Origin of the sequence: Kitasatospora sp. NPDC101176 (assembly GCF_044768035.1) — a bacterium.
Lineage (GTDB): Bacteria > Actinomycetota > Actinomycetes > Streptomycetales > Streptomycetaceae > Kitasatospora.
Map to the genome: position 1 here is coordinate 103,935 of NZ_JBIWPA010000020.1, position 18,541 is coordinate 122,475.

The window sequence follows — 18,541 nt, forward strand, 5'->3', positions numbered from 1 at the left end:
CGCTGGCGATCCGACCGCCGGGGCGGGCCGCCGGGGACCGGCCGGGCGCCAGCACCGGTCACCACCACCCGGGGCAGCACCGGGCAGCGCACAGCGGGGGCGACGGGCACGATGAGGCAGCACGGCGGAACGATGGCCCCCGCGGACCGGGGCGCCGGTACCGGCTCCGGACCCGACACCCGCCACCCGGCGCTGCGCGTGGCGGCCCGGCTGCGGCTGACCACCGCGTACGTGCTGCTGCTGACCGTGACGGCCTGGTGGCTGGCCGGTCAGGGCCACGCGGCGCGGGCCCGGTTCGTCCGGCACAACAGCAGCAACGTCCACCACATGGAGGTGGGCAAGTGGTGGACGATGTTCACCAGCGGCCTGGTGGTCGACGGGGTGCCGGCCTGGGCGGGCATCGCGGCGGTCGCGGTGGCGCTGGGGCTGGCGGAGTGGCGCTGGGGGCCGGCCCGGGCGGGCGCGGTGTTCGTCGCCGGTCACCTGGGGGCGACGCTGCTGACCGAGGGCGCGATGTGGGTGATGCTCACCGCCCGGATCCCGGGGGCGCTGTCCCGCGCGCGTGACGTGGGGATCAGCTACGGACTGGTGGCGACGGTCGGCTGCCTGGTGGCGCTGGGCCCGGCACCGCTGCGCCGGTACGGCCCGCCGGTGCTCGCGGCGGCCCTGGCCGTGGCCTGGGCACTGGACCAGCAACTGGCCGACGCCGGGCACCTGGTGGCCCTGGGGATCGGCGTGCTCGCGGCCCGGACGGCCTGGCTGCGCGCCCGGGTGCCGGCTTCTCGGACGTCCGTACCCGCCGCACGCTGAACCGCTCCGCACGGGTCCTGTTCCGGCCCTTGCCCATCTCCGCACGGCGAGTAATGCTGATTACATGATTACAACCTCACCCGAAGAACTCCGGGGATGGTTCACCGGCCGCCTCCCCGCGGACCTCTACACCGAGATCGTCGAAATCACCGCCGACCGCGAGGAGATCACCGTCGTCGGCCGCATCCCCGAGCCGGACCTCGACGGCGCCGCGCCGGACGCCGAACGCGAGGCGGCCTTCGAGGGCCGGATCGCCGAGTTCCGCGACCGGACCAGGGACGCCCGGATCGGCGTCGCCCGCGAGGCCGAGCGCCGCTACGGCCGCAAGGTCTCCTGGGGCGCCGAGTGCGGCGACCTGCGGGGCATGTTCACCACCGTCTCCTCCCCCGTCATGACCCGGCTGCGCCAGCCCGAACGGCAGGTGCTCGACACGCTGGTGGAGGCGGGCGTCGCCCGCAGCCGCAGCGAGGCGCTCGCCTGGTGCGTCCGCCTGGTGCAGCGCCACTCCGACAGCTGGCTCACCGAACTGCGCGAGTCGCTGGAGCACGTCCGTCGCCTGCGCACCCAGGGCCCGGACGCCGACCCCACCCCCTGAGCCCGCCCCCGACCTCGCTCCGACCACCCCGCTCCCGACCCCGACCGCCCTGTCCCCGCTCCCCCGACCGGCCATCTCGACCCCGGAACCAGCCCGACCGGAAGCCGACGGCCGGCCCAACACGACTGCGAGAAGGCCGGATTGACGCCGCCGGCCGCGGCGGGCGGCGGCGTCCCGAGCGACCGCCCCCGCCGTACGCGATCGTATTCTCTTGCGTTACTCTGCAAACCTATGCCAAAGTGCGGGGCATCGGATACGCCGAATCCCACTCACACGTCGCTAAGTCAGGAGCCCGCGCCGCGCGGGTCAAGGGTGCATTCATGTCGAAGGTCTTGAGCAAGCTGCCGGTCGGTGAACGGATCGGCATCGCATTCTCCGGTGGATTGGACACCTCCGTCGCGGTCGCGTGGATGCGCGAGCACGGCGCCGTCCCCTACGCCTACACGGCCGACATCGGCCAGTACGACGAGCCCAACCTCGCCGACGTGCCGGCCCGTGGCCGCGCCTACGGCGCCGAGCAGGCCCGCCTGGTGGACTGCCGGGCGGCCCTGGTCGAGGAGGGCCTCGCCGCGCTCGCCTGCGGCGCCTTCCACATCCGCTCCGCCGGGCAGACGTACTTCAACACCACCCCCCTCGGCCGCGCCGTGACCGGCACCCTGCTGGTCCGCGCGATGCAGGACGACGAGGTCTCCATCTGGGGTGACGGGTCCACCTACAAGGGCAACGACATCGAGCGGTTCTACCGCTACGGCCTGCTCGCCAACCCCAACCTGCGGATCTACAAGCCGTGGCTGGACCAGGCGTTCGTCGACCAGCTCGGCGGCCGCAAGGAGATGTCGGAGTGGCTCGCCGAGCGCGACCTCCCCTACCGGGACTCCGCAGAGAAGGCCTACTCCACCGACGCCAACATCTGGGGCGCCACCCACGAGGCCAAGCGGCTGGAGTACCTGGACGCCTCGCTGGAGATCGTCAGCCCGATCATGGGCGTGGCCTTCTGGGACCCGGCGGTCGAGATCCCGACCGAGGACGTCACCGTCGAGTTCGAGTTCGGCCGCCCGGTCCGGATCAACGGCCAGGAGTTCGCCGACGCCGTCGCCCTGGTCCACGAGGCCAACCGCATCGGCGGGCGCCACGGCCTCGGCATGTCGGACCAGATCGAGAACCGGATCATCGAGGCCAAGAGCCGCGGCATCTACGAGGCCCCGGGCATGGCGCTGCTGCACATCGCCTACGAGCGGCTGCTCAACGCCATCCACAACGAGGACACCCTCGCCACGTACCACACCCAGGGCCGCCGCCTCGGCCGGCTGCTCTACGAGGGCCGCTGGTTCGACCCGCAGTCGCTGATGCTCCGGGACAGCATGCAGCGCTGGATCGGCCACCCGGTCACCGGCAGCGTCACGCTGCGGCTGCGGCGCGGCCAGGACTACTCGGTCATCGACACCCAGGGCTCCAACTTCAGCTACCACCCCGAGAAGCTGTCGATGGAGCGCAGCGTCGACGCCGCGTTCGTCCCGGACGACCGCATCGGCCAGCTGACCATGCGCAACCTGGACATCGCCGACTCGCGCAGCAAGCTGGAGCAGTACGCGGTGCACGGCCAGCTGGCGCCGTGGAGCGGCCTGATCGGCGAGCTGTCCCCGGGCGGGGCCGCACCGATCGCGGCCGGCAGCTCCGACGCGGACCCGGCGGAGTCCACCGCGCTGGACAACGCGGCGATCGAGTCGGGCAACGACTGATCGCCCGGTTCCCCCGCGTGACGAGTGACGAGTGACGCGCCCGAGGGCCGCCGCACCGGTGAGGTGCGGCGGCCCTCGGGCGTTCGGCGCGGGCGCCGCCCCGGCTGCGGGCCCGACCGCCTGGCACACCCGCGACGACCCTCCGCGCCCCGACCCACCCCGGCGACCCTCCCCGGCCCGGCGACTCACCCGGACGGCGGCGGAGCCCGTGCACGGCGGCCCCGGCCGTAGCTGAATGGGCGGGACGCGCGTCGGGCGACGGAACGGAGCACCGGTGCCGACGGACCCGGTCGGGCGGCCCGGAGGCGGGAGTGGGGATGGGCGAGGCGGTCGGCGCGATGCTGGTGTCGGCGGTGGGCATCGCCATCAGTCCGCTCGCACTGGTCACCGTGGTCCTGATGCTCGCCACGCCGCGCGGGCGGGCCTGCGGCGCGGCCTTCACGGCCGGCTGGGTGGCCGGCCTGGCCGGGGTGGTGGCGGTGGTGGTGCTGGCGGGCGGCGGGACGGGCCCGGGCGGCGCCGCCCCGACCTGGTCGTCCTGGCTGAGGCTGGCGCTCGGCGCCCTGTTCGTGCTGCTGGCCGCGAAGCAGTGGCGCGACCGCCCGCGCGAGGGGCACGTCGCCGCGCCGCCGGAGTGGATGCGGGCGGTCGACCGCTTCACCCCGGGACGGTCCGCCGGACTGGGGGTGGTGCTGGTCGCGGCCAACCCGAAGAACCTGGTGCTGGCCGTCGGCGGGGCCGCCTCGATCGCCACCAGCGGCGCCGGCCCCGGGGGCGAAGCGGCGGCCGGCGCGCTGATGGTGCTGGTCGGCTCGCTGTGCACGCTGGTTCCGCTGGGGGTCGACCTGCTCGGCGGCGACCGCTCGGCCCGGGTGCTCGGCGAGTGGAAGGCCTGGATGGCCGCCCACAACACGGCGATCACGACCACGGTGCTGGCGGTGCTCGGGGCGAAGTACCTCGGCGACGCCCTCACCGCGCTCGCCTGAGGCCTCCCGTCCGCCTGCGCGCCCACCTGCCGGCCCGGGGCCGGGCGGCGGGCCCGCGGGCCCGCCGCCCACCCGCCTCAGCGGATCCGCACCACCCCCCGCCCGCGCACCGACCGCAGGCCGAGGCGCGGCCCGTCGTCGGCGCCGGGGCGCACGTCAAGCACGTCCCGCAGCGTCAGCAGGATCTCCCCGTCGTAGTCCTCCGCGAGCGTCCGCGCCAGCCGCGCCGCGCCGGCCGGACCGGCCTCCGGGGCGAGCGCGGGCAGCCGGCCCGGGGCGCTGAGGTCCTGGGCCTGGGCGGCCCAGCGGGCCGCGTCCCGGGCCTCGCCCTCGGCCGTGTAGTGCACGGCCAGGCAGTGCACGGCCAGCTGGTCGCCGTACTGGGCGGCGATCCGCCACCAGAAGACGCCGTCGGCGGCGCGGCCCATGCCGTAGAGCAGGCAGCCGAGGGTGCGGAAGGCGGTCTTCTCGGCCAGCTCCAGGTCCAGCGCCAGCTCCCCCGGTTCCGCCGCTCCCGCCACGGCGGCGCACAGGTGCCGCAGGTCCCGGCGGAGCTCGGCCCGCCCGCCGGCCCCCGGGGCGCGGTCGTGGGCGTGCGGCGGACGCGCGGCCGCGGGCGGGCGGGCCGGCCGCTCGCGCGCGGTCGGGGCGGGCCGGCGGGCGGCGGCCAGGCGCTCGGCCAGCCGGCGGGTGAACGCCGCCGGGTCGTGGTCGCGGAGCTCGCGCTCGAGCACGGCGGCGTCCGCGCGCAGCAGCTCGGCGACCTTCACTGCGCCGGCCCGTCGTCCGGGTGCTCCAGCAGGTACTCCAGGTGGCGCCGGCCGAGGCTGTAGTACGTGCGGGCGGTGGTGTGCGCGATGCCGAGGGCGTGGCCGATGTCGGGGTAGGACAGGCCGGACTGGCGCAGCCGGACGACGTCGGCCTGGACGGGGGCGGCGCGGGTGAGCTCCTCCATGGCCCAGTCCAGGGCGTCGAGTTCGGCGAGCCGCTCCAGTTCGTCCTGGCTGGTGTCGGGCCGGTGCTGGGCGATCACCCGCAGCCGTTTGCGTTCGGCCCGGCGGCGCTCGCGCAGCTGGTCGACCACCGCGTCCTTGACGACCTTGAAGGCGAAGGCGCGCGGGTCCGCGCTGGCGAGGGCGCGGCGCCAGTTCTTGTACAGCGTGGCGCCCGCGTTCTGGACGGCGTCCTGGGCGTCCTCGCGGTGGCGCAGGCGCTGCTGGGCGTACCGGAGGTAGCCGGGGTTCTCGCGGGTGAAGAAGGCCTCGAAGTCGGCCGGCAGGTCGTCGAGCGGGTCCGCCCGCAGGCCCCGCCTCTCGCCCGGCCCGGGGGTGTTCAGCACACACGCCCCCCTTCCGTGGGTCAGCTGGCCGGCCCACCGGGTGGCACGCCGACGGCCCCTTGGGGGCTCGTGGTGTAACCGTCCGGGGGATGCGGGTTGTCGACCGGATCGGGCGGACAATTGGCGACCGTTTCCGGTCACTTCCGAACACCACCGCTGACCTGCCGGTTCGCCGCCGGGGAGCGTCGCACCGCGCGGGCCGCGTGACCCACGTCACACTCTGCGGGCCGCCGACTTGACAGCCTCACGGCACCGGGCACCCCACCCGGCCCCGCGACGTGGGGCCCGACCCCCGGGGCACAGGCCCCGCCCCTACGGCACGGGTTCCACCGCCGAGGAGTCCAGCGCGACGGTCACCCGCTCCAGCAGCACCCGCAGTGCGGCCAGGTCCTCGACGGGCAGCCCCGTCGCGGTGAGCAGCCGGCGCGGCACCTGCCCGGCGCGCTCGCGCAGCGCGGCGCCCTCCGCGGTCAGGGCGACGGTGACGGAGCGCTCGTCCTGCGGGCTGCGCTCGCGCCGGACCAACCCGGCCGCCTCCAGCCGCTTCAGCAGCGGGGAGAGCGTGCCGGAGTCGAGCCGCAGGCGCTCGCCGATCCGCTTGACGGGCAGCTCGCCGTCCTCCCAGAGCACGAGCATGACGAGGTACTGGGGGTAGGTGAGCCCGAGGTCCTTGAGGAGCACCCGGTAGACGCCGCCGAAGGCGCGGGAGGCCGCGTTCAGCGAGAAGCAGATCTGCTGGTCGAGGCGGAGCAGTTCCTCGTCCGCCATGCCGGGGAGCGTGGTCATGCCCCCATCGTACCGATCACATCCGCGCGATTGAGTTGTGCGCAATTGAATTGCGTGCTCTACTTGATGGCGAAGGGCGGCCCGCGGCCGCCGCAGGAGACGAAGGGAACGGACCATGGACGCGCTCTACACCGCAGCCGCCACCGCCAACGGCCGGGAGGGCCGTGCCGTCAGTTCCGACGGGCAGCTGGACCTCGCGCTCGCGATGCCGGCCGCACTCGGCGGCAACGGCCAGGGCACCAACCCCGAGCAGCTCTTCGCGGCCGGCTACGCGGCCTGCTTCGCGAGCGCGCTGGGCCTGGTCGGGCGCCAGTCGCGGGTCGACACCAGCGAGGTCTCGGTGACCGCCGAGGTGTCCATCGGCAAGGACGGCGCCGGCTTCGGCCTGGCCGTCGTGCTGCGGGTCGAGCTGCCCGAGGCGCTCGCGGGCGAGACCGGCGAGCTGCTGGTCAAGCAGGCCCACGAGGTCTGCCCCTACTCCCGCGCCACCCGCGGCAACATCCCGGTCGAGCTCGTCGTCGAGTAGTCGCCGCGCCCGGCCCGGGCGGCGTCCCGGCGTCCGACGGCCGACTCCCGCCGGACCCGCCCCCCGCCCGGGCCTCCCCCGCCCGACCGCCGAAGATCCGCACCCTGACGGCCGACGGCGCCGCGCGGACCGCGCACGGGCCCGCCGCACACCCCGGTGCGGCGGGCCCTCCCCTGCCCCCGGGTCACCGGCCCGGGTCAACCACCGCCCGGCCCGTCCGCCGAGCGGAGCGTGTCGAGTCTGTGCCGGTACTCCTCCGCGTCGATCTCGCCGCGCGCGAACCGTTCCGCGAGCACCTGCTCGGGCGTCGGGCCCGCCGCCGACCCGTGGGCCCCGCCGCCCCAACCCTGGCCCGCCCGGCCGGCACCCGGCGCCGCGGGACCCGCACCCGCGGCCGGCGCCCCGTACGGGACCGGCCGCCGCGAGCGGGTGATGTACCGGAACAGGGCGATGGCGGCGAGCACGAGGACCACCAGGACCACCAGCGAGCCGATCACCGCGATCGCGATGCCCCAGCCGCCCAGCCAGTGGCCGTGGCCGTACCCGTTCGTGTGCCAGTGCCTCATCAGGACCTCCTCCTCCGGCCCCGCCGCGGGGCCCGTCGAGGCGATGAGCGCCTTACCACCATCGTGCGCCCGCGACCGGCCGAAGCGTCGTGAGGAAAGCCTGAGAAAACGTTCCGGCGCCCGGTGCGCCGCCACCGGGGTAGCGTTGCCGCCCATGAACCACCACCCGCCGGCCGACCGCCGCTCACCCGAGCAGCTCGTCGCGGCCGGGGTGCTCCGGCGCCACGGGGACCCACACCCCCACCCGGCCCTCGGGCACTCCCCGGTGGCCTACGTGTCCACCGCGCTCTGGGACGAGCTCACCGCGCTCGCCATCGCACCGGACGCGGCCGAGGCCACCGCCACGGCCCTGCTGCACGCGCTCGCCGAACGCGCCGTGGACGCCGCGCTGTCACCCGGCAACGAGCGCGCCCCGCGCGACGACCTGTACGTGACGCACCCCGCCCACATCGGCCCGCAGCGCCGGACGGTCTGGTTCCAGCGCTCCGGACCGCGCGGCCCGATCACCGCCGGGTTCGCCCCCTGAGACCTGCCGACTCCCCTCGGCCCCGTCCGCTCGGCGCCCGACCCCTCAGTGCTGGACCCCCAGCGCTGGACCCCTCAGCGCTCGACCCGCAGACTGTGGCACACCCAGCTCAGCCGGTCCGGCCCGCCCAGCGGCGGCCGGTCGTGGTACGTCCCGTCCGCGACCGACAGGTTCACGATCAGGTACGCGTGCCAGCCCGGGCCGACCCCGTGCAGGTCCGCGTAGACCAGCTGGCCGTCGACGTACCAGTCCACCGAGTTGGCGCCGAGCACGACCCGCAGGTCGAAGGTGGCGCCCGGTGCGATCCCGGCGCCGGCGCCGTGCCAGTAGCGGAAGCCGCCCCGGACGTGGTTGGAGATCTCCAGCAGGTCCGGGTTGTCGGGGTGGTACTCGAAGAGGTCGACCTCGTTGCCGCCGTCCCGCCAGGTCCAGATCGCCGGCCAGGCACCCAGCTGGAGGGGAAGCGTGACCCGGGCCGACACGACGTCCCCGGTGTGCACCTGGAAGCCGTCCGGGCTGCCCTCGGTGGTGAGCAGACTGCAGGTCCACAGCCCGCCGGTCAGTCGCCGGGCGGCCGTGAACACGCCGCCCGGGCAGTAGGCGCGGCCGAGGTAGTCGAGTTTGTGGTCGCTCCGGTTGGTCGGCCCCATCCGGGGATAGGCGCTGCTGCGCCCTGCGATCCACTGCCTGGTCGAAGTGAAGTCTGCGTCGAACACGACTGCCACGGCCGCCTCCCCTGGGCTCCGGCGCCCCGGGGGTCCGAACCGCCGGGCACACAGAGTGAGTTACCCGATACGCTCCGCAGTATGCGAACCGGATCGCTCCGGTCCGTGCCGGGCAGCTCGAACGATCGGCGGATCAGCCCACCGGCGCGGCCGCTCCCCCGGCCTCCAGCCGGTCGGTGACCGACACCACGCCGTCCACCGAGCGGCACAGGTTGAGCACGATCGGCACCAAGTGCAGCTCCGGCACCGTCCCGCTGAGCACCACCCGCCCCTGGTCGACCTCGACGCCGACCTCCGCCGGGCTCACCCCCTCGACCCGGCCGAGCACCTCCTCCACGATCTCCCGCCGGATCACCCGGTCCTCGCGCAGGAACACCCGCAGCAGGTCCCCGCGGCTCACCATGCCGATCACCCGCCCCTCCTCGTCCAGCACCGGCAGCCGCTTCAGCCCGTGCCGGCTCATCAGCCGGGCCGCCGCCACCACGCTGGTGCCGGGGGTGGTGCAGACCGGCTGCCCGGTCATCAGGTCCGCGGCGGTGACGGCCCCGCCCGGCCCCGGAGGCGGCGCCGCCTCCGGGGCCGGCAGCAGGGCGCCCGGATCCTCCTGCGCGGCCAGGGTGCGCAGCAGGTCCGCCTCGGACACCACGCCGAGCGGCCGACCCTCGGCGTCCACCACCGGCACCCCGGTGATGTCGTAGTCGGTCAACAGCGCCACGATCTCCCGGAAGCCGGTCTCGGGCGCGACCCGGACCACGGGGCTGGTCATCACTGATTCGACGGTGGCATGCCGCACGCCGGTTCACCTCGTCCACGACGCTACTCCGCCCGGGCACGGATCGTCCCGGCCGTACCGGCAGCATCGCTCCCGGCCGCGCGGACCGCCAGGGGCCAAGGGGCTGAACGGGAGGGACCAAGGCCCCCGCCAGCCGAACACCTCTCCGACATCCGCTCACACGTTCCCATCGACACCTGGCGCGGCCGCACCCCCGCCCCCGCCCCGCAGCAGCGTGCCCGCGGACGGCCGGCACCCCGGACGGCGCAACCATCACATGATCGACTCGTTGGACCGTCCACCACGACAGCACCGACGACTCCGGGGAGGGCCCGTTGGCAGAACGGACGGTGGACTCGGCGGCGCCCGCCCGGGGTACCGCCGCGCGCCCGGTGGCCCGGGCCGAGGCCGCCCTGGTGCGCCACTACCGCAGGCTGGTCCGGCTCGCGTACCTCGCGCTGCCCGCGGACCGCGACCGGCACAGCCGCGTCCTCGCCGCCCACACGGCCGTCCAGCGCGCCCTGCCGTCCCGCTGGACCCGCCCGGTCGACCCGGCGCCGGCCGACGAGGACCCGGTCTACGCCGCACTGCGGCTGCGGGTGCTGCGCGACGCGCTGCGCCCCCGTCCCGCCCGCCGGCTGCTGGCACCCCGGGTCTGGGGCCTGCGGCTGTTCACCCCGCACGGCGGCGAACAGGACGCCGCACTGGACCACGCGCTCGCGGCGCTCGACGCACCCGCCCGGGCCGCGTTCGCGCTGCGCGCCGTGGAGGGGCTGACCGGCGCGGAGGCCGCGGAGGTGCTGCGGCACGCCGGGGTCGAGCAGCCCGAGCAGGCCCTCGCCGCGGCGGCCGGCGTCGGCTCGGAGGCGGAGCCGGACCCGTCCGCCCCGGAGCCGGGCGCCTTCGACCCGTCCGCGTTCGACACGAGGACCTTCGACCCGTCCGCGTTCGACCCGTGCGCCGTCCGGGTCCAGCCCACCGACCTGCTGCGCCGCCGCCGGGCGCTGACCGCCGTGCTGCTGGTCGGCGCGCTCGGCCTCACCACCACGGCCGCCGTGCTCACCGGCACCGGCCCCGCCGCCTCCACCACCCGGCCGGCGCCCGCCCCGCCCGCCGGCGCCACGGCCGATCCGGCGCACCTGGTCCGGGTGCCCGCGGACCTGTGGCAGCACACCGCCCGGGTCGACTTCACCGCCTGGCCGGCCCGCGGCGACCGCCGCGAGGACGCCGCGCTGCTCGGCCGCGCGCTGACCGCCTGGGAGCGTCCCGGCCCGCAGACCCGCGCCGAACCGGGCGCGGACACCGCGCCGCCGGTCACCGCGCCACGGCTGCTCTACGCCGGGACGGTGGACGGCGCCGCCGTCGTCCTGCTGTACGACGGGCAGCGGCTGGCCCGCTACACCGACGGACGCGGCGGCGGCCTCGACCTCGCCCGGGCCGACGACTCGGACGTCACGACGGCCGGCGCGGTGGTGCTGCGCCGCCAAGGCACCTCCGTGCGCTACCTGCTGGCCCCCTGGGTGGAGGCCGCCGAGACCCGCCGGATCGACCAGCCCGACACCCCCGCCCGCCCGTTGGAGCACCCCGACGGCCTCACCCCGGCGGCGCCGGGCGGCGTGCTGACGGACTGCCGGGGTGCCACCGTGCTCCAACTGCACTCCTCCCCCCTCATCGCGGAGAAGCACGCCTTCCTGCTGGCCGACCTCGGCGGGCTGGTCCCCGCCCACCTCACCTACACGCCGCCCCCGGACCGCAGCCAGCCGGCGCGCGAGCCGCGCGAGGCCACCGGCCCGGACGCGCTGCAGGCCTGGGCCCGGGCGGGCTGCGCGGCTCCCGACGGCACTCCCGGCGTCAAGCAGCTCAACCTGTGGGCCTTCGCGGTGCAGCCGCTGCCGCAGAACGCGGGCTCGGCGTCCTGGGTCTGCCTGCGCGCCGACCGCTGGACCGGCGAGGGCAGCGCCGCCACCGCCGTCCTGCTGCCCGCCGCCCGGGGGCCGCAGCGCACCGGCGGCGGCCCGGGCCGGGCGTGCAGCCGGTTCGAGCAGGACACCGTGGGCTGGGCCTGGTGGCGCTCCCCGCAGGGCACCGAGTTCCTGCTGGCGGCGGGCAGCCGGCGGGTCGCCCGGCTCGCCGTCAAGGGCCCGGACTGGTCCGCCGACCGGCCCGCTCCGGACCACACCCTGGCCGTGGAGCGCCCGGTCCGGGCGAACGTCCAGGTGGAGGGGGTGCTGGACGGCGGCACCCGGATCAGCCCGCAGCACTGACCCGGACGGACGGCTCGCACCCGTAGTCGGGCAGCTCGACGCTGGAGACCTCCTGACCCAGCTGCAGCATCCGGTCCAGGATCCAGCGCCGGTTCAGCAGGCCGTTGCGCACCCGCAGGCCGGCGGCGGTGCGGGGCGCCAGGAACGGGCCGGTGCGGTCACCGCCCTTCTGGCAGCCCCGGGCGTAGTCACGCAGCAGCGCCTCGTACCGGCCGAAGGCGGTGCGGTGGTCGCCGCCGGAGCGGGCCAGTTCGCCGGCCAGCACGTACGCGGCCACCACGGCGGTACCGGTGCCCATGCCACCGATGGTGGCTCCGCAGGCGGCGTCTCCGAGCAGCGCGATCCGGCCGGTGGACCAGCTGGGGACGTCGGCGCGGCTGATCGAGTCGAAGTACAGCTCGGGGGCGTCCCGCAGGCTGTCCAGCAGGCGGGGCACCTCCCAGCCGAGGCCCGCGAAGGCCTGGTGGACCAGGGCCTTCTGCTGGTCCTGGTCGTGCCGGTGGTGGCTCAGCTCGGGCGAGGCGAAGAGGCAGAAGGCGCCCGCCCTGGTCGGGTCGCGGTGGTCGCCGCCGAGCGCGGCCAGCCGGCCGGGGACGTTGAGGCCGAGGGAGCCGGGCGGCAGGCCGAGGTCGTTGGGCAGCTGCCAGGTCGCCGCGTAGTAGCCGAGGTGGCGGACGAAGCGCTGCTCGGGGCCGAAGGCGAGCCGGCGGACGGTGGAGTGCAGCCCGTCGGCACCGATCACCAGGTCGAACTCCCGCGGCGCGCCGTCCCGGAAGGCGACCCGCACCCCGCGCGGGGTCTCCTCCAGGGCCGTGATCGTGTCGCCGAAGACGTACTCGGCGCGGTTCCGGCTGTGCCGGTGGAGCAGCTGGGCGAGCTCGCCGCGCGGGATCTCCAGTTCGCCGCCCGCGAACTCGGCCGGCAGGCGCAGGAGTCGTCGCCCGTCGGGGCCGAGGAAGGTCATCGGGGAGCCTCCGGTGTCGAGCGCGCGCAGTTCGTCGAGGACGCCCATCCGCTCCAGCACGGTCAGGTGGGTCCGGCCGCGGAAGTCGACGTTCTGGCCGCCGCCGCGCAGCGCGGGGGCGATCTCGACGACGGTGACCTCGAAGCCGTACCGGCCCAGCCAGTGCGCCAGGGCCGGGCCGGCGATGCTCGCGCCCGAGATCAGGACCTTGGTGCTCATGGGAGTGCTCCGTTCGATAGGGACGAAGAACTGTGTCCATCGGACACTGTTTTCTTGCTGTGTACGGTAGACACAGTTCAAGCCGAGGGCAACCCCCGGACCGGGGGCGATCACAGGAACAGGAGCGGAACGTGAGCGAGGCGGCGAACCCCGCAGGGCCGGCCAACCCCGCAGGCCCGGCGGACGCGACCGGCGCGGCGGACACCACCGGCCCGAAGGGCACGGTCGCCTCGAAGGGCACAGTCGGGCCGGACGACCCGGCGAACGCCGTGGTGCGACTGCTCTGGGGCCCCGCCCCCAAGCCGACCCGGGGCCCGAAGCCGGCCCTCAGCCTGGAGCGGATCGCCGCGGCGGGCGTCGAGATCGCCGACGCGGAGGGCCTGGGCGCCGTCTCCATGCAGAAGGTCGCCGGGCTGCTGGACTTCACCAAGATGTCGCTGTACCGGTACGTACCGGGCAAGGCCGAACTCGTCGCCCTGATGGTCGAGTCCGCCGCCGGCGACCCGCCGGCGGCCGGGCCCGCGCTCGGCTGGCGGGAGCAACTCACCGCCTGGGCGAAGCTGTTGGCCGAATCGTTCGACCGCCACCCCTGGCTGCTGGACGCCACCGTCGGCCCCCGGGTCATCGGCCCGAGGGAACTCGCCTGGCTGGAAAGGGTGGTGGCCGCCCTCGACGGTTGCGGACTGACCGGCCCCGAGCGCATGGACGCCGCCGTGCTGCTCGCCGGGCACGTCCGCAGCATCGCCGAACAGTCCCGCGCCGCCGGCCCGGACGGCTCCCCCGAGGCCGACCTGCTCGCCGCTCTGGGCACGGTGGTGCACCGGCACGCCGACCGCTACCCCGCCGTCGCCGTCGCCATGGCCGAACCCGGCGGCCGTGACCAGGCCCTGGGCTTCGGCCTCGAACGGATCCTGGACGGCCTCGCCGCCCTGATCAGCCGCCGGACGGGCGCCGCGTAGCCGGACACGCCCTCAGGGACGGCCGGCGGACCGTGCCGGGCGCGAGACGCCGGACACGCCCTACGGGCGGCGGCCCCAGGCGGAGACCATCGGGGCGGTGGCCAGGTCCAGCCGGCCGGCGGCGACGTTCGCGAGGTGGCGGTCGATCTCCTCGTCGGTGGCCAGCCCCTGCCCGGTCAGGTGATGCCGGATCTGCCGCACGGTCGCGTCCTCCAGCACGGCGCAGGCCGGCGAGGTGATCGGGAAGTACGCGTCGGCCCGGACGTCGACCAGGCCCGCCTCGCGCAGCACCCGCGGCAGCGTCCGGCCGTAGGAGAGGTCCGCGCCGCGGGCCGCCATCAGGGTCCGAAAGCCGGCCCGCAGACGGTTGGCGAGCCGCTGCTCGGGGCCCGACTCGTCCGGGCACAGCAGCGGCTGCAGGGCGGGGTCGGCGTCCTCCAGCAGCAGCCGGCCACCGGGGCGCAGTGCCCCGACCATCCGGCGCAGGGCCTCCGCACGGTCGGCGACGTGGACCAGCACCAGCCGGGCGTGCACCAGGTCGAAGCCGCCGGGCGGCGGCGGGTCGGCCGCCACGTCGTGGGCCAGCACCCGGATCACGCCGCCGGCCGCACCGGCGGTCCAGGACACGTCGATGTCGGTCGCGACGACCTCACCGGTGGGGCCGACGCGCTCGGCGAGTCCGAGCGGGACGGAGGGGCCGCCGGCACCGACCTCCCAGCAGCGCGTGCCGGGGCCGATCCCGAGCCGGTCGACGTGCCGGAAGGTCACCGGGTCGAACAGCTCGGCGAGGGCGCCGAAGCGGGCGCCGGCCTCCGACTGCCGGTTGTCCAGCAGGTAGCCGTCCTCGCCGCGATGCTCAGCCATGCGGCGATTCTGGCAGACGGCCACGGCCACGGCCCGGGCCGTGGCCGTACGGGGCGGCACCGGGAAATCCCCTCGCGCCCCGCCCGGGCGAGGCCCTAACGTCCCCCTCCATGGCGATGTTCGTGCACCTGACCGCCGCGGCGAACGCACCGCGGATCCGCCGCGCCGGGATCCGGGCCGACAGCCGCGGGCAGGGCGGCGCACGCGGGCTGTACTGCTTCCCCGTGCTGCCGTCCTACCCGCTGACCCACCAGTGGCTGCGCGAGCTGGCCCGGTTCGGCGCCCGGGGCCCGCTGGTCGCCGTGCACCTCCGGCTGGACGACGCGCAGCCCGTACTGGCCGGGCACTACCGGGACCGCGCGCAGGCCGCCCAGCAGCGGCTGCCGGCCGCCGAGGCGGTGCGCCGGATCGGCGCACTGGCCGATCCGCGCGGCTGGGAGGTGTTCGTTCCGCGGGCGGCGGGCCCCCGCGAGGTGCACCGGATCCGCCCGGTGCCCCAGGTCGCCGGCTGGCGCTACCGGCTGGACGCCCACGGCACCCGGCCCTGCACCTGCTACGGCTGCCGGGTCCGAGGCGAGTACGGCGGCCGCCGGCTGCGCGAGCGCCTTCCGCACCCGCTGGACGGCCCGCCGCCGCCCGTGCCGGTCCTGCTGGCGCGGCTGGACGCCGCCGGCGAGCCGGGGGACGCCGCCGAACTGCGGGCCGCCCTGCACTGGTTCGGGATGCGCCGCCGCGGGCCGGTGGACCGGCTCGCCCGGCTCGCCGCCCATCCGGACCCGGGGGTGCGCACCGAGCTGGTGTGGGCCGTCGGCGGCTGGTCCACCCCCGGGGTCGCGGCGCTGCTGGCCGGCCTCGCCGGGGACCCGCATCCGGACGTCCGCGAGGCCGTCGAGGCGGTGCTGGACCGCTGAGACCTGCGGGTGTCCGGGCCTGCAGCGGTCCGGCCGGCGGGGGCCCGCCGCCTCCCGACGGGCGTCAGGAGACGCGCTTGAGCTGCCAGGAGTTGTCGTTCAGGCTCGGCACCGCGGAGTACTTGCAGCCGGCGCTGTAGAAGCTGCTGACGATGGTCCAGCCGGCCGGCGGCCAGGTGGAGCCGCAGGCGTTGACGACGGTGCCGACGGGGTAGCCGGTGAGCTGCATGATCTTCTTGGTGTTCGGGTTGAAGCCGGAGCCGCAGCCGCCGCTGTTCCACCACTGGACGTCCACGAAGCCGCTGGGGGTCAGCGAGGATCCGCACATGGTGGTGGTGTCGCCGGGCGCGGCCTGTGCGGTGCCCATAGTCAGGGTGAGGGCGGCGGCGGTACAGCCGAGGGTCATGACGGCAGCGCGGAGTCGGCTCACGGGGGGCTCCTCTCGGTGACGCGGCGGGTCCGCGCCAGGCACATTCCTATCGGCGCCCGCCCCTGACGGACAGTGGGTTTCCGGCCCGCTCATCGGCGCGTTTTCGCTCCCCACACGCCACCGCCACATGCTGTTTACCGTTGCACACCTCGCTGACCTGCGGGTCTTCGCGCCGACATGCCCGGCGGGCGGAACCGGGCGATCATGGGACGAACCGTGTCTTCGGCGATGCGGCGCACCGGTGCCCCTCCGGCCGCGCCCGGAAGGTGGACCGCGATGTTCCAGCTCCTGTGGATCCTGATGATCGGCTTCGTGCTGGGCCTGCTCGCCAAGCTGCTGCTGCGCGGCCCGCAGTCGATCCCCTGGTGGCTGACCATGCTGCTCGGCGCGGCCGGAGCCTGGCTCGGCAACGCCGTCTCCGGCTGGATCGGCGTGCGCCACACCTCGGGCATCGACTGGATCCGCCACCTGCTCCAACTCGGCTTCGCCGTCGCCCTGGTGGCCTTCGTGGCGCCCGCCTGGAGCAGGTCCCACCCGAACCGCTGACCGCCGGGCCCCGAGCCCCGCGCCCTGGAAGAGGACGCCGGGCCGCGGGGCGCCGTCAGCCGACGTGCACGGCCGGGCGCCGCCCGCGCTCCGGTTCGGCCTCCCGCAGCACCTCGCGGGTGACGGGTGCGATCTCGCCCTGCCCGAACAGGAGGAACCGCAGGAACTGGGCGAAGGGGTTGCCCTCCGTCCACTCGAAGTAGATGTGCGGCTGCTGCCCGGTGAGGTCGCGCACCCGCAGCAGCAGCGCGGCCAGCGCGTTCGGCACGCTGGAGCTCTCCAGCGAGAGCACCCGGTAGCGCTCGTGCAGGACCTCCCCGCGCACCGTGAGCTCGGCCTCGAAGTCGGACGGGTCCAGCACGGTGACCTCGACGAAGACCAGGTCGTCCTCGGCCGGGATGTCGTTGTCGCGCCGGATCTGGTGGATCTTGTCCCGGTACTCGGCGAGGTCCCTGCTGTTCGGCTCGTTGGCGATCAGCCGCAGCGGGCGGTGCATGTAGTCGCGGACGAAGCGCTCCGCCACGTCGTCCAGCACCACGTCGGTGACGCGCAGTTCGAACGCCCGCTTGAGCCGGGACAGGAAGGAGACCAGCATGATCCCGGCGATGAAGCAGGCGCCGATCTTGACGCCGTCCGGCCGCTCGGCGATGTTCACGGCGGTGGTGTAGAGGAAGACCGCGGCGATCACCGCGAAGCCCGCCGTCCAGCGGCGTTGGGCGGCCTTGTGGGCGGCGATGGTGACGGCGATGGCGGCCGAGCTGATCAGCACCAGGACGCCGGTGGCGTAGGCGCCGCCCTGGGCGTCGACGTTGGCGTCGAAGAGCCAGGTGACCAGGAAGGCGATCAGGGTCAGCACGATCACCGTGGGGCGCACGGCCCGGGCCCAGTGCGGGGCCATGCCGTAGCGGGGCAGGTAGCGGGGCATCAGGTTGAGCAGTCCGGCCATCGCGGAGGCGCCGGCGAACCAGAGGATGGCGATGGTGGACAGGTCGTAGACGCTGCCGAAGGTGTTGCCCAGGTTCTCGTGCGCGAGGTAGGCGAGCGCCCGCCCGTTGGCCGGCCCCCCGGTCTTGAAGTCGTCCGGGGGGATCAGCAGGGTGGTGATGAAGCTGGTGGTGATCAGGAAGCAGCTCATGATCACGGCCGCAGTGGTGAGCAGCTTGCGGGCGCCGCGGATCCGGCCGGTGGGCTTCTCCTCGGTGTCGTCCGGGTCGCCCTCGATGTGCGGCATCACGGCGACACCGGTCTCGAATCCGGACAGGCCCAGCGCGAGCTTGGGGAAGACGATCAGGGCGACGCCGATCACGGCGATCGCATTCCCGTGCTCGGCGGTGAGCGCGTCGGTCCAGTCGGCGAACAGGTGCGGGGCCTGGAGCACCTTCCAGATGCCGTTGACCACCACCACGACGTTGAGCGCCAGGTAGACCCCGACCAGGACGACGGCCACGCCGATCGCCTCGCCGAAGCCCTTCAGGAAGACCCCGCCGAGCAGCGCGATCAGGATCAGCGTGATCAGCACCTGTTTGCCGTCCAGCGCCGTGTGCAGGTGCGGGTTCTCCACCAGGTGCGCGGTCGCGTCGGCGGCCGACAGGGTGATGGTGATCATGAAGTCGGTGGCCGCGAAGCCCAGCAGCGTCAGGACGAAGAGCTTGCCCTGCCAGAACGAGAGCAGCCGCTCCAGCATCGCGATGGAGCCCTCGCCGTGCGGGCTCTCCTGCGCCACCCGGCGGTAGACCGGCAGGGCGCCGAGCAGGGTGACGAGCACCAGCACGAGGGTCGCGATCGGCGAGACCAGGCCGGCGGCGAGGGCGGCGATGCCGGGCTGGTAGCCGAGCGTGGAGAAGTAGTCCAGGCCGGTCAGGCACATCACCCGCCACCAGCGCTGGCCCTTCACGTGCGGAACCTGCGCGTGCGGGCCGGGGTGCTGCTTGGCCATGTCGGACAGGCCCTCCAGCAACCACGCCCGCAACCGCGAGCCGCGGTTCACGGGCGCCGACCCGACTCCGACCGAACC

The 18,541-nt window shown here is 75.2% G+C and carries 20 protein-coding genes; 10 read left to right on the forward strand and 10 right to left on the reverse strand.

Features of this window, described 5'->3' with window-relative positions:
• Positions 1-132 precede the first annotated feature (132 nt).
• From ACIRS1_RS25185 to ACIRS1_RS25200, 4 genes are all read left to right on the forward strand, one after another.
• Positions 133-810, forward strand: coding sequence for a rhomboid-like protein (locus ACIRS1_RS25185; protein ID WP_402843652.1), 678 nt, complete (start codon positions 133-135; stop codon positions 808-810).
• A 64-nt stretch (positions 811-874) separates the two neighbouring features.
• Positions 875-1,405, forward strand: a complete 531-nt coding sequence (locus tag ACIRS1_RS25190; protein WP_360206132.1) for a hypothetical protein — start codon at positions 875-877, stop codon at positions 1,403-1,405.
• A 320-nt stretch (positions 1,406-1,725) separates the two neighbouring features.
• Entirely contained in the window at positions 1,726-3,144 is a 1,419-nt protein-coding gene (argG, locus tag ACIRS1_RS25195; protein WP_387900292.1) for an argininosuccinate synthase, read from the forward strand.
• Between the two features lie 317 nt (positions 3,145-3,461).
• Complete coding sequence (locus ACIRS1_RS25200; RefSeq protein WP_396316540.1) at positions 3,462-4,130, forward strand: GAP family protein; 669 nt, start codon at positions 3,462-3,464, stop codon at positions 4,128-4,130.
• A 77-nt stretch (positions 4,131-4,207) separates the two neighbouring features.
• Here the strand turns inward: ACIRS1_RS25200 and ACIRS1_RS25205 are convergent, their stop codons facing one another.
• From ACIRS1_RS25205 to ACIRS1_RS25215, 3 genes are all read right to left on the reverse strand, one after another.
• Complete coding sequence (locus tag ACIRS1_RS25205) at positions 4,208-4,900, reverse strand: hypothetical protein (RefSeq protein WP_360206140.1); 693 nt, start codon at positions 4,898-4,900, stop codon at positions 4,208-4,210.
• A complete protein-coding gene (locus tag ACIRS1_RS25210) occupies positions 4,897-5,469 on the reverse strand; it encodes a sigma-70 family RNA polymerase sigma factor (protein WP_360206143.1) in 573 nt (190 codons plus the stop codon). The genes ACIRS1_RS25205 and ACIRS1_RS25210 overlap by 4 nt, the downstream gene beginning before the upstream one ends.
• Before the next feature lie 312 nt (positions 5,470-5,781).
• Complete coding sequence (locus ACIRS1_RS25215; protein ID WP_402843657.1) at positions 5,782-6,255, reverse strand: MarR family winged helix-turn-helix transcriptional regulator; 474 nt, start codon at positions 6,253-6,255, stop codon at positions 5,782-5,784.
• 115 nt (positions 6,256-6,370) lie between these two features.
• Here ACIRS1_RS25215 and ACIRS1_RS25220 point away from each other — a divergent pair, with 115 nt between their 5' ends.
• Entirely contained in the window at positions 6,371-6,781 is a 411-nt protein-coding gene (locus ACIRS1_RS25220; RefSeq protein ID WP_360206149.1) for an organic hydroperoxide resistance protein, read from the forward strand.
• Positions 6,782-6,978: 197 nt separating this feature from the next.
• Here ACIRS1_RS25220 and ACIRS1_RS25225 read toward each other — a convergent pair whose 3' ends face one another.
• Positions 6,979-7,347 (reverse strand): SHOCT domain-containing protein, encoded by a 369-nt coding sequence (locus tag ACIRS1_RS25225; RefSeq protein ID WP_402843661.1) that lies wholly within the window; start codon positions 7,345-7,347, stop codon positions 6,979-6,981.
• A 154-nt stretch (positions 7,348-7,501) separates the two neighbouring features.
• Here ACIRS1_RS25225 and ACIRS1_RS25230 point away from each other — a divergent pair, with 154 nt between their 5' ends.
• Positions 7,502-7,873 carry a hypothetical protein gene (locus tag ACIRS1_RS25230; RefSeq protein WP_387900284.1) on the forward strand — a complete coding sequence of 124 codons (372 nt, stop codon included), beginning with the start codon at positions 7,502-7,504 and terminating at the stop codon, positions 7,871-7,873.
• Positions 7,874-7,947: 74 nt separating this feature from the next.
• Here the strand turns inward: ACIRS1_RS25230 and ACIRS1_RS25235 are convergent, their stop codons facing one another.
• Positions 7,948-8,598 (reverse strand): beta-glucanase, encoded by a 651-nt coding sequence (locus ACIRS1_RS25235; protein WP_402843665.1) that lies wholly within the window; start codon positions 8,596-8,598, stop codon positions 7,948-7,950.
• 133 nt (positions 8,599-8,731) lie between these two features.
• Positions 8,732-9,364, reverse strand: coding sequence for a CBS domain-containing protein (locus tag ACIRS1_RS25240; RefSeq protein WP_402843668.1), 633 nt, complete (start codon positions 9,362-9,364; stop codon positions 8,732-8,734).
• 341 nt (positions 9,365-9,705) lie between these two features.
• Here ACIRS1_RS25240 and ACIRS1_RS25245 point away from each other — a divergent pair, with 341 nt between their 5' ends.
• The gene (locus ACIRS1_RS25245) at positions 9,706-11,634 is read left to right on the forward strand and encodes a hypothetical protein (protein ID WP_402843671.1); all 1,929 of its coding nucleotides are present in this window, start codon (positions 9,706-9,708) and stop codon (positions 11,632-11,634) included.
• On the opposite strand, the gene ACIRS1_RS25250 is transcribed toward ACIRS1_RS25245, so the two are convergent.
• Positions 11,618-12,817, reverse strand: a complete 1,200-nt coding sequence (locus tag ACIRS1_RS25250) for an FAD-dependent monooxygenase (protein ID WP_402843674.1) — start codon at positions 12,815-12,817, stop codon at positions 11,618-11,620. The two genes, ACIRS1_RS25245 and ACIRS1_RS25250, sit on opposite strands and share 17 nt — an antisense overlap.
• A gap of 131 nt (positions 12,818-12,948) precedes the next feature.
• On the opposite strand from ACIRS1_RS25250, the gene ACIRS1_RS25255 reads away from it, so the two are divergent.
• Entirely contained in the window at positions 12,949-13,776 is an 828-nt protein-coding gene (locus tag ACIRS1_RS25255) for a TetR/AcrR family transcriptional regulator (RefSeq protein WP_402843677.1), read from the forward strand.
• A gap of 60 nt (positions 13,777-13,836) precedes the next feature.
• Here ACIRS1_RS25255 and ACIRS1_RS25260 read toward each other — a convergent pair whose 3' ends face one another.
• Positions 13,837-14,640 carry a methyltransferase domain-containing protein gene (locus tag ACIRS1_RS25260; RefSeq protein ID WP_402843680.1) on the reverse strand — a complete coding sequence of 268 codons (804 nt, stop codon included), beginning with the start codon at positions 14,638-14,640 and terminating at the stop codon, positions 13,837-13,839.
• A gap of 110 nt (positions 14,641-14,750) precedes the next feature.
• On the opposite strand from ACIRS1_RS25260, the gene ACIRS1_RS25265 reads away from it, so the two are divergent.
• The gene (locus tag ACIRS1_RS25265; RefSeq protein ID WP_402843683.1) at positions 14,751-15,551 is read left to right on the forward strand and encodes a HEAT repeat domain-containing protein; all 801 of its coding nucleotides are present in this window, start codon (positions 14,751-14,753) and stop codon (positions 15,549-15,551) included.
• A 64-nt stretch (positions 15,552-15,615) separates the two neighbouring features.
• On the opposite strand, the gene ACIRS1_RS25270 is transcribed toward ACIRS1_RS25265, so the two are convergent.
• Positions 15,616-15,981, reverse strand: a complete 366-nt coding sequence (locus tag ACIRS1_RS25270; RefSeq protein WP_360206173.1) for a hypothetical protein — start codon at positions 15,979-15,981, stop codon at positions 15,616-15,618.
• Positions 15,982-16,257: 276 nt separating this feature from the next.
• On the opposite strand from ACIRS1_RS25270, the gene ACIRS1_RS25275 reads away from it, so the two are divergent.
• Positions 16,258-16,527 (forward strand): GlsB/YeaQ/YmgE family stress response membrane protein, encoded by a 270-nt coding sequence (locus tag ACIRS1_RS25275; RefSeq protein WP_402843686.1) that lies wholly within the window; start codon positions 16,258-16,260, stop codon positions 16,525-16,527.
• Positions 16,528-16,582: 55 nt separating this feature from the next.
• On the opposite strand, the gene ACIRS1_RS25280 is transcribed toward ACIRS1_RS25275, so the two are convergent.
• On the reverse strand, positions 16,583-18,463 hold the full coding sequence (locus ACIRS1_RS25280; RefSeq protein WP_402843778.1) for an amino acid transporter: 1,881 nt from the start codon (positions 18,461-18,463) through the stop codon (positions 16,583-16,585).
• Positions 18,464-18,541 lie beyond the last annotated feature (78 nt).

Coding starts and splice junctions, on each gene's coding strand:
- ACIRS1_RS25215 (WP_402843657.1), bottom strand. CDS start 6,255: ATGACCACGCTCCCCGGCATGGCGGACGAGGAACTGCTCCGCCTCGAC.
- ACIRS1_RS25265 (WP_402843683.1), top strand. CDS start 14,751: ATGGCGATGTTCGTGCACCTGACCGCCGCGGCGAACGCACCGCGGATC.
- ACIRS1_RS25225 (WP_402843661.1), bottom strand. CDS start 7,347: ATGAGGCACTGGCACACGAACGGGTACGGCCACGGCCACTGGCTGGGC.
- ACIRS1_RS25240 (WP_402843668.1), bottom strand. CDS start 9,364: ATGACCAGCCCCGTGGTCCGGGTCGCGCCCGAGACCGGCTTCCGGGAG.
- ACIRS1_RS25190 (WP_360206132.1), top strand. CDS start 875: ATGATTACAACCTCACCCGAAGAACTCCGGGGATGGTTCACCGGCCGC.
- ACIRS1_RS25250 (WP_402843674.1), bottom strand. CDS start 12,817: ATGAGCACCAAGGTCCTGATCTCGGGCGCGAGCATCGCCGGCCCGGCC.
- ACIRS1_RS25185 (WP_402843652.1), top strand. CDS start 133: ATGGCCCCCGCGGACCGGGGCGCCGGTACCGGCTCCGGACCCGACACC.
- ACIRS1_RS25280 (WP_402843778.1), bottom strand. CDS start 18,463: ATGGCCAAGCAGCACCCCGGCCCGCACGCGCAGGTTCCGCACGTGAAG.
- ACIRS1_RS25220 (WP_360206149.1), top strand. CDS start 6,371: ATGGACGCGCTCTACACCGCAGCCGCCACCGCCAACGGCCGGGAGGGC.
- ACIRS1_RS25275 (WP_402843686.1), top strand. CDS start 16,258: ATGTTCCAGCTCCTGTGGATCCTGATGATCGGCTTCGTGCTGGGCCTG.
- ACIRS1_RS25230 (WP_387900284.1), top strand. CDS start 7,502: ATGAACCACCACCCGCCGGCCGACCGCCGCTCACCCGAGCAGCTCGTC.
- ACIRS1_RS25200 (WP_396316540.1), top strand. CDS start 3,462: ATGGGCGAGGCGGTCGGCGCGATGCTGGTGTCGGCGGTGGGCATCGCC.
- argG (WP_387900292.1), top strand. CDS start 1,726: ATGTCGAAGGTCTTGAGCAAGCTGCCGGTCGGTGAACGGATCGGCATC.
- ACIRS1_RS25260 (WP_402843680.1), bottom strand. CDS start 14,640: ATGGCTGAGCATCGCGGCGAGGACGGCTACCTGCTGGACAACCGGCAG.